This is a genomic window from Streptomyces sp. NPDC036984 (assembly GCF_055607665.1).
In genome coordinates this window covers 1-7938 of sequence record NZ_JBVJRL010000047.1, presented here as the reverse complement: position 1 = coordinate 7938, position 7938 = coordinate 1, and the positions used below count along the sequence as shown (strand labels likewise).

7 protein-coding genes are annotated in these 7938 nt (G+C 60.3%); 4 read left to right on the top strand and 3 right to left on the bottom strand.

Annotation, left to right across the window (positions count from 1 at the left end; all coding sequences use genetic code 11):
* Nucleotides 1-46 precede the first annotated feature (46 nt).
* A complete protein-coding gene (locus tag ACZ7DL_RS38470) occupies nt 47-361 on the bottom strand; it encodes a putative quinol monooxygenase (RefSeq protein WP_470781649.1) in 315 nt (104 codons plus the stop codon).
* A gap of 213 nt (nt 362-574) precedes the next feature.
* On the opposite strand from ACZ7DL_RS38470, the gene ACZ7DL_RS38465 reads away from it, so the two are divergent.
* Nucleotides 575-988, top strand: a complete 414-nt coding sequence (locus tag ACZ7DL_RS38465) for an ATP-binding protein (protein WP_470781647.1) — start codon at nt 575-577, stop codon at nt 986-988.
* Between the two features lie 88 nt (nt 989-1076).
* Nucleotides 1077-1454, top strand: a complete 378-nt coding sequence (locus ACZ7DL_RS38460) for a hypothetical protein (protein ID WP_470781661.1) — start codon at nt 1077-1079, stop codon at nt 1452-1454.
* Nucleotides 1455-1804: 350 nt separating this feature from the next.
* Here the strand turns inward: ACZ7DL_RS38460 and ACZ7DL_RS38455 are convergent, their stop codons facing one another.
* Entirely contained in the window at nt 1805-3925 is a 2121-nt protein-coding gene (locus tag ACZ7DL_RS38455) for a S8 family peptidase (protein ID WP_470781646.1), read from the bottom strand.
* 341 nt (nt 3926-4266) lie between these two features.
* Entirely contained in the window at nt 4267-5082 is an 816-nt protein-coding gene (locus tag ACZ7DL_RS38450) for an AAA family ATPase (protein WP_470781644.1), read from the bottom strand.
* 631 nt (nt 5083-5713) lie between these two features.
* Between ACZ7DL_RS38450 and ACZ7DL_RS38445 the strand changes: the two genes are divergently transcribed.
* Complete coding sequence (locus ACZ7DL_RS38445; RefSeq protein WP_470781643.1) at nt 5714-6409, top strand: hypothetical protein; 696 nt, start codon at nt 5714-5716, stop codon at nt 6407-6409.
* 78 nt (nt 6410-6487) lie between these two features.
* Nucleotides 6488-7033, top strand: coding sequence for a GIY-YIG nuclease family protein (locus ACZ7DL_RS38440; RefSeq protein ID WP_470781642.1), 546 nt, complete (start codon nt 6488-6490; stop codon nt 7031-7033).
* Nucleotides 7034-7938 lie beyond the last annotated feature (905 nt).

The following is a 7938-nucleotide window of genomic DNA, read 5'->3' as shown; positions in this document are numbered from 1 at the left end:
CCGTTTGCGATGGAAGGCGATCTTGCGACCTAGCGCCTTCTGATACTCAGTGCTCAACGTCCACACCCTTGCCGGACACGAAATCCAGACGGTCGACCTCTGTGGCGGAAAGGTACTGGTCCCGCTCGGAAAGGAAGGCCCGCACGTACTCCTTCGACTCGTGCTCCTCGAAGGCGCCCTTGTCCCGGTACAGCTCGTAGAACACGCGCTCCAAGGGACGTCCGTCAACGCGGTGCACCGTGTAGATCACCGTCCCGGGCTCGTTCGCCCGGATCAGCTCGCCGGTCCGTGCCACGAGGTCATCGAACGCCACCGCCGACGCCTCGTCCTTGCAGGTGAAGCGCACCATCAGTCCGAACATGCGAGGTCCTCTCTCTATCGGCTTCCAGGCCAGCACCAGACCACCCGGCGAACGCTATGCGCCGACCGCTCGCACGAAAAGTACGAACCCGCACTCTCAGTACGCGCACATTCGGTACGGTGCTAGTACTAATTGTACGGCTCTGCATGGTCCGTGTCAGCCGGTCGCCCCCGATGGCACGGAAGACAGCAGGTCACCGCCATGGAGGACGCCATGCCCACCCACGGACGCACCTTCCCAGGGGACCCTCAAGAACTCAGCACCGCGCGCCGCTGGACCCGCGCCACCCTGAACGGTCACCCGCGCTCCGAAGACGCCGAGCTGATCGTCACCGAACTCGGCACCAATGCCGTCACGCACACCGCCAGTGGCGAGGACGCCGGCGCCTTCCGCGTCAGCCTCACCGTTTCCGATCGGGCACTCACGATCGCGGTGACCGACTGCGGCCACACGAAGACCACGCCCGAGGTCCAGGACCCACCGCTCAACGCCACGCACGGCCGCGGGCTCGTCCTGGTCGCCGCCCTCGCCGACAGCGTCACGGTCCAGGGGGACGAGTCCGGCCGGACGGTCACCGCGGAACTCGGTGTCCAAGTGAACCTTCAGGAGTCGGCGCCGTGGTTCTGAACGCCGAGCGGGACGCCCATGACGTGCCGCAGACATTTCACAGCGACGACAGCAGTCCCAGGACCACGGCAGGAGGCCACCCGTGTCGATGAAGGGGACCCGACGCGGCTACTGGTGCGAATGCTGGACGCAGGACCTCACCGAGCAGCAAGGGCTGGCACTACTGGCATCCTTCGACGCCTACGCAGCTCCTCAGGCGGACCGGTGGGTAGCGGTCACTCTCCGAACGATCTCATCGGCCCTCGACGCAGACGCGTCGGACGCTGCATGGGAGTGGCTGTACGACGGCCGCATCGAGACCAGGCGTGCGCTGCTGCGCTCCGAGCCCTGCACGGTGTCGGTGACCCACGAAGACATCCGCATCACGTGGATGATCAGGCCTGTTATCTTCCTACCGCTCTTGCACCGACAGGGCGCCGAACTCCCGAACTGCGCTTACGACTTCAAGCCCCGGAAGCCTGACTGAGTTACAACTTTCTCTACGGGTTTCAAGGCGGCTCGCTCCGCTCCCCGCGCGCGGCCCGGCCCCCGGCCGGGCCTGCGCTCCTGTCTCCGCCCCGCTCCAGCCCGGCCAGCGCCCGTGCCGCGCTCAGAGCAGTCAGCCACCTGATGCCAGAGAAGGGGTACGTCGTGGCTGGGGCGGTCGGCTCCACGGCTTTAGGCAGCCACTTTGGCGCGAGCCTCGAAGATCATGGCCCCAACGTCGTGCTTTACCGGGCAGGTCCACAGACTGCCCGACGCGCCGGAAGCTTACGGGGCCATGATCACTCGCGCCAAAGCAGCTCCAGCCCAAAGCCGCTCCACCGACCTTGCGAGCTAGCCACGCACTTGCGCACGTACCGTAGCCTGCGCCCTCATCGTTCGGACTTTCGCGCGGAGATCGGCATACACAGGAGGCAAGGCATCGCCAACCCATAGACGGACAGCGATCGCATACGGTTGCTTCCTCGTCGGCGAATCCCAGCGATTAACATTTTGCACTGCAAGTACGAACTCCGAGGAGTCCGCATTAAACCTTGTCAATGCAGATCGCCATACCATTCTTCCTACCTGGTTGGCGCCAGCCGACCTTGCATTTCGACCAGGCTTCAAAGGAATCCTCTGCCTATTCGGAAGGCTCGATATGGTTGCCAACCTTCTCCCTAGGCGCTTTCTTTCCTTTCTGGCCTCTTTCTCTTCTGCCAGCAGTAGATCCATGGTGGCTCGCGGACTAACGCCGCGCAGCAAATCGAACTGCATGCGGGACCCCAGGTAATCCATGCGTCTCGCCCGGACGGGCGGATCGAAGCACAGAGAGACCGTTACACCGCGCTGTTCCCGACCAGGAAGGAAGAAGGCCTCTGGGATGGGAACGGTGTAGAGATGCACGGAATCCAACGGAATCTCGCTTTCGGCGAAGAGAACCGTATCCCTCTCACCACTCAACACGCTACGACGCTCTGATACCTGCCCATATCCGGCAAGTCGCAGTGTTTCAGCCTCCCGAAGAGCGTCAGACACGTTTTGGATACCCTGCAACGGCGAGGGTCCACTCGTAGCGGACTGCAATACCAACGCTCTGATCAGATTGGATGAGGCCTCTGGGTACGCGTCCTGCACAATGGCGCATGCGCGTGCAACATGAGGCGCTGCAAGGCTCGTGCCCCTGTCGTACGAGACCAGCGCCGAACCCTCAAGGCGCCCATCAGCAACGGCAACCATGAAGGCATCTTCATCCTCAGGGTCGTTGCCGTCGATCCCCAGGCCTAGCGTTCCAGCCGGCGCGTTGACCTCCGGCTTGATCGCACCGTTGATCCCTGGACCGACTCGCGAAAAGGGAGAGGGCCAACCCGGTTCACCGACGGGGGTTCTTCCCAGCGCCCCTGCCCTGAGAGCGGGAACTGCGCCTCCGACAGTAAGGGAGAGCGCCGATGGGGCAGGATCTATAAGACCAGTATCTGGACTCTCAAGCATGCGACGCGGGTAATCGACCGGAAAGCTCTCATCGAATACACCCGAATATTGCGCAGGAATCACGTTACCGGTCGGTACCGTGAAGACCACACCGAACTTACGCGCCAGGCTGTCGAGCACCGCTGCGAGCGTTGGGGCTCGATCACCTACCATCATCCCCTCTTCGTCACCAAGGCTCAAATTGATAACCTTGACACCTTGTGACGCAAGATATGCAACGGCATTCGCGATCTCGGACTGCGGCAACCTATCGTGAGGGATCTTGTTCTCTGCATCCAATACCCGAACTGAGAGAATCCGACAGGGCGGAGTCTCCCATTCTCCGGATGCCAGCTGCTCCTCAATGGATCCACGAAGCAAAATGCTGGCGATGTTGGTGCCGTGTCCGTGCCTGTCGACCCCGTCACTAAACGCATCGCTAACCGTAGCCGCATCTACGATGCACCCACGCAACAGCGGGTGCTCGGTTTGCACACCACTGTCGATAAGACCTACGACGGGGGAGCCGGCCGCTGCAGTGGGGAGATCGGTCACCTGCTCCAGACTGACGTCACTAGGACTCATGTGATCTTGAGTCCCAACCGCCAAAGCGTCTACCTTGGCAACCAGATCAACGTCCAACAGTCGCGAGATAACGGATAACGAAGCGGTGACGCGCATCAGTGAGACACCGGCCGCCGGACTTGAGAAGCGGTCGTGCACCTCGGCGTTAACCTCTAGGAGAGCATGTTCGAGAGCGTTGATCCAAGAAATGGCTTTCTCTTCATCCCCTGGATGCCACACCTCAACATCGACGGTGAACTCTGCGGTTTCATCTGCTTCCGCCTGCGCTAGCTGAACAGCTAGAAACTTACCTATTCGATCCTTCCGCCCATACCGACGCACACTTGCTATGTTGTCGAAGAACCGTTCATGAGATGCTGTCTTTTTCCCATCCTGCGGCCCTTTCGAATAAAGGTCGAGGCGGCGCAAGAATTCCGTCATTTGAGGGTCATCGCTAAACGCGATTACGCGGCTAGCCTCTCTTGCCTCAACAACACGAAGACCCGATCGACTCCAGTCTGCCTCATCGGTGGGACCCACTGTGTCGGTGCCGATCTCAACTACGAGTATGAGTCGAGGGTCTATACCCAGAGCAGGAGCACGCTGCTGCAGATCCAGGAAAACAAAGTCGAGATCGTCGTGAAGATCTTCACCATGTTTTTTTTGGTCGCTGTATCGAGGCCCGGGACCGCGCTTTTCAGTCTTACGCCTAGCTCGTTCGACTGCGATACGATCTATCTCGATGTGGGGGAGCGCAGCGGATTCAAAAAACGGAAGCGGAATCAGCCCTGAGATTTCCCTGCCTCCTTATACCTCTTCTTCCTGGTGGCAGCACTCTCTACGATATCCTCTGTGCGAATGCTTTTGGCGCCAGCCAGAACTGATTTACGCATGACGTCCAGGCATACGGCTTCAATTTCTGCATGGCTCATGCCTGAAAGGCTGCGGGACACTTGCTCCTTGTTCACTTTGTAAGGGAACCTACGGAGCTTTATCTCCAACAACGCAGAAATTTGGGCTTGCGTCGGGTGTCGATAGGTAAGTACTTCATCGAACCGACGCCACATGGCAGCATCAAGCGACGTTCCATGATTCGTTGTCGCGATAACGAGGTTGTCAGCCTTGTATTCCTCTAGCTGCTGAAGCAGCACAGTGGAGACTCGCCGCATCTCACCATGGTCGGAGTCCTCGCGCTCCCCTGCGAACATGTCGATCTCGTCGAAACTCACAACCCATCGGCCGCCCTCGGAGTACGCAAGAATTCGCTCCAGGTGCCGCGCTGTCTGCCCAAGATAGGATGACACGACTGCGGATAGCCGGACCTTCAAAAGGGGAATCCCAAGAGCGTAAGCTAGAGCCTCGGCGGTACGAGTCTTTCCGGTCCCACTAGGACCAGCTAGCAGCAATTTACTCCTCGGGCGCAACCCATAGGCCGCAAGCCTGCTGGCATGGCGTTGCTCGTTAAGGATTTCCCTCAAAGCAGTGATGCTCTGATCGGTAAGAACCAAATCATCCAAGGAGAGTTGCGGGTCACTCACTGTGACGAGAGGCACGTCCTCATCACTCACAGGAACAGGTGCCATGCTCTTGACCGTCATCGGTCTACGCGGTCCCCGGCTAGCTGCAGCCCGCTCCAGTCGGCCACCAAGGCTTGCTGACTGACGAGCACTGTCGCGGAGAGTCGACCGAACATCGTCCGTCAACGAGGTCTCTTCGTCCATCCACAAAGTCTCAGCCTGGTCACTGGCAGCCACTTCGATCCTCCCAGGGCCTCGCAGCGATGTCCCTGGAGACACCTTCCCGGCGCTACCATACCCAACACTCGGCCAGTACCACACAGTTGAGCCGGCCGAGATGCAGACCATTGAACGCGCGTTTGGGGGGCAACAGGATGACGGCCAGCAGCGTCGGCTACTCGCAAGTAGAGTGTCCTGAAATGTTGACTGCTTTGCAGAATGGGTTGTTCAAGACGGTTTCGGCAAACGGAATCGTTACTCTTGCCGGAACCTGTACACGGTGTGGTCACGAGTTCTCTTTCAGTCTCTCCGTGAAGCCCCTGGTGGTAACACCTGGCTCGTACGTGACCGGTCAGTCTGCGGCTGGTTCCCTTACGGCTGCCCCACAAGAGCATCTCATCTTTTGCTCATGTACTCACGAGCATGACGGCCGACCGGGAGATGAAATCGGCTGCGGCGCCATGACGAGGTTTCTACTCCAAAAGAGGCAACAGTGAGTGCGGCAGAAAACGGACCAGAGCTCGACCTGAGTGGCGTCCCGGTTGACCAACTAGAGTTTCTCCCCTCTCCCAACCCAGCGACCCCCGAAGATGTTCGGTGGGCCAGGCTAGCTGATGCGGCGCGCTTCAATGGACTGTCGGACATTCAGCGCTCTGCTGAACGCTGGGGTGCGACGATCCTTGTAGTCACAGGATTATTGACGACGCTTACTGCTGTCCGAGGTGCATCTGACCTAGCAGCTCTAGCAGATCTGTGGCCGTATAAGTTGCTGGTTGGGATGCTGGCAGGGATTGCCTTGTTGCTGGCAGTAGCCAGCGTGGTGTGGGCGGCAATGGCGGCCCAGGGGCAACCAGTCAGCATTATCGTGAGTGGGCCTAGATACGCGAAGGAAACAGCAAAAGCAACGAGAGTTGCCAGTGGTCGCCTCAAGACTAGTCGCCGTCTTGCACTTTTGATGGTCCCCTTCTATATGGCCACCCTAGGGATAATGGCCTACGCTCCTCAGAAGAGTGACGAGCCCTCAAAAATCAGCGTAACTGACAACGTAGGCGGTAACTATTGCGGCCTCTTCGCCAAGCATGACAAAGGAATGCTGACAATCGTTGGCGAGAAGGGAGTAGTCGCGAGGCTACCGATTGCTAGTGTCACTAAGGTGTCATCTGTAGCTGAGTGCGCAAAGAACAAGTAGAGCTGCGCAGATCGGGGACTTTCTATCAGCCTCAACCAGTAGCCTGCGAGGATCACCCGTGGCATGCCTGGAGGGTACGTGGAAGCTACCGGTCTCGTCAGCCCCGATCGGTTGTGGTCAGCGCAGGAGGTCTTGGTGCGTCCGAGCCCTGTCCCGGCGGCGGCAGGAGTCTATGGATGGCACTTCGAGCAGTCGCTTCATCCGGACCTGGACGCCGGGTGCCTGCTCTACGTCGGCATAGCCCCGCGGTACATGGCGAGCCGGCCCAGCACACAGAACCTGCGCAAACGGGTGCGCAACCACTACCGGGGTAACGCGGCCGGCTCGACGCTGCGGTTCACCCTCGGCTGCCTGCTCGGCCTTGAGCTGCGTCGTGTGGGCAGCGGTAAGAAGATGACCTTCGGCAAAACCGGCGAAGCCGCGCTGAGTCAGTGGATGGCGGACAACGCGCGGGTGTGCTGGGTCGAGGAGGACGAACCGTGGGCCCTGGAGTCACAGTTCATCTCTCAACTCGACCTCCCTCTGAACCTCGACCAGAACCGCCACAACCCGTTCCACAGTCGTTTGAAGGAGCTACGGGCCCAAGCGCGCCAGCGAGCGCGGGAGTTGCCCGTCAGCTCGTAGGCCGCCGAACGGGCCGCAGGGCCGTTGTCTGGGCCGTCCGAGGCCGCTCGGCAGTGGCCAACGACGACCAACGACGACCACCAGGCGCACGTGCCCACCGCCTCTGAGCAGCGAAAACGCAGCTCATCAAGATCCACGGCAAGACCCAGGGCAAGAAGAAGGCAGCAACCAGCCGTAGCCTTCGGACACGACGGATCAGACACGTTAGGAACAGCGTGGTGAAGCGCGAAGCCGGTCGGCCGGCCTACCAGGTGGGCGATGTACTGCGAGTGGGTTGCTCGCCAGCGAGAGCGCGAGTTGCCGACGTTCGGGGCTCCTATATCTCTGTGGAGTGGCCCTGGGAGAAGGTCGATCCGGACTCACGGTTCCGATGGAACGGGCAAGTGGCCTTTCCCGTTGACCCTGGCTCGTGGGAGTGGTCGTACACGCTGTTTCGGACCGAGCCGAGCCCTCAGTACCTAAACCGTGGGGACTTGTGCAGCGTCAGCATCCCCGAGACGCTCGTTCGCGTCGTCGACATCCTGCGTCACGATCCGCCCCTGGACCTGGGTCGGCTTCCTCGACCGCACACGAGACTGGTCGTACTCCCCATCGACGCTTCCTCTGACGCCCTCCAGGAGGATGAAGGGGCCACGATCGAGATCGAGTCCGCCGCGCCCATCGTGATTGAACTGATGGAGCGGGCCTAGAGATCGCGTGACTCGCGCGCAACACACCCTTAGAGCGATGCGGGCGAGGCACACTGAGTGTCTAACTGCGTGACAACCTCGACGCACAACCGCGAACACCCGTGGACGTCAGCGGACCATTAGCGCAGATGACAGGCACTACACCCCAAGCACAACGGCCGCTCCAAGTTGCTTCGGGACGAAGAGGTCGTGGGTTCAAATCCCGCCACCCCGACA

Bases quoted from the DNA above. Each gene is read 5' to 3' on its own strand.
- ACZ7DL_RS38470 (WP_470781649.1), bottom strand. From the start codon at position 361: ATGTTCGGACTGATGGTGCGCTTCACCTGCAAGGACGAGGCGTCGGCG.
- ACZ7DL_RS38465 (WP_470781647.1), top strand. From the start codon at position 575: ATGCCCACCCACGGACGCACCTTCCCAGGGGACCCTCAAGAACTCAGC.
- ACZ7DL_RS38460 (WP_470781661.1), top strand. From the start codon at position 1,077: ATGAAGGGGACCCGACGCGGCTACTGGTGCGAATGCTGGACGCAGGAC.
- ACZ7DL_RS38455 (WP_470781646.1), bottom strand. From the start codon at position 3,925: ATGACGGAATTCTTGCGCCGCCTCGACCTTTATTCGAAAGGGCCGCAG.
- ACZ7DL_RS38450 (WP_470781644.1), bottom strand. From the start codon at position 5,082: ATGACGGTCAAGAGCATGGCACCTGTTCCTGTGAGTGATGAGGACGTG.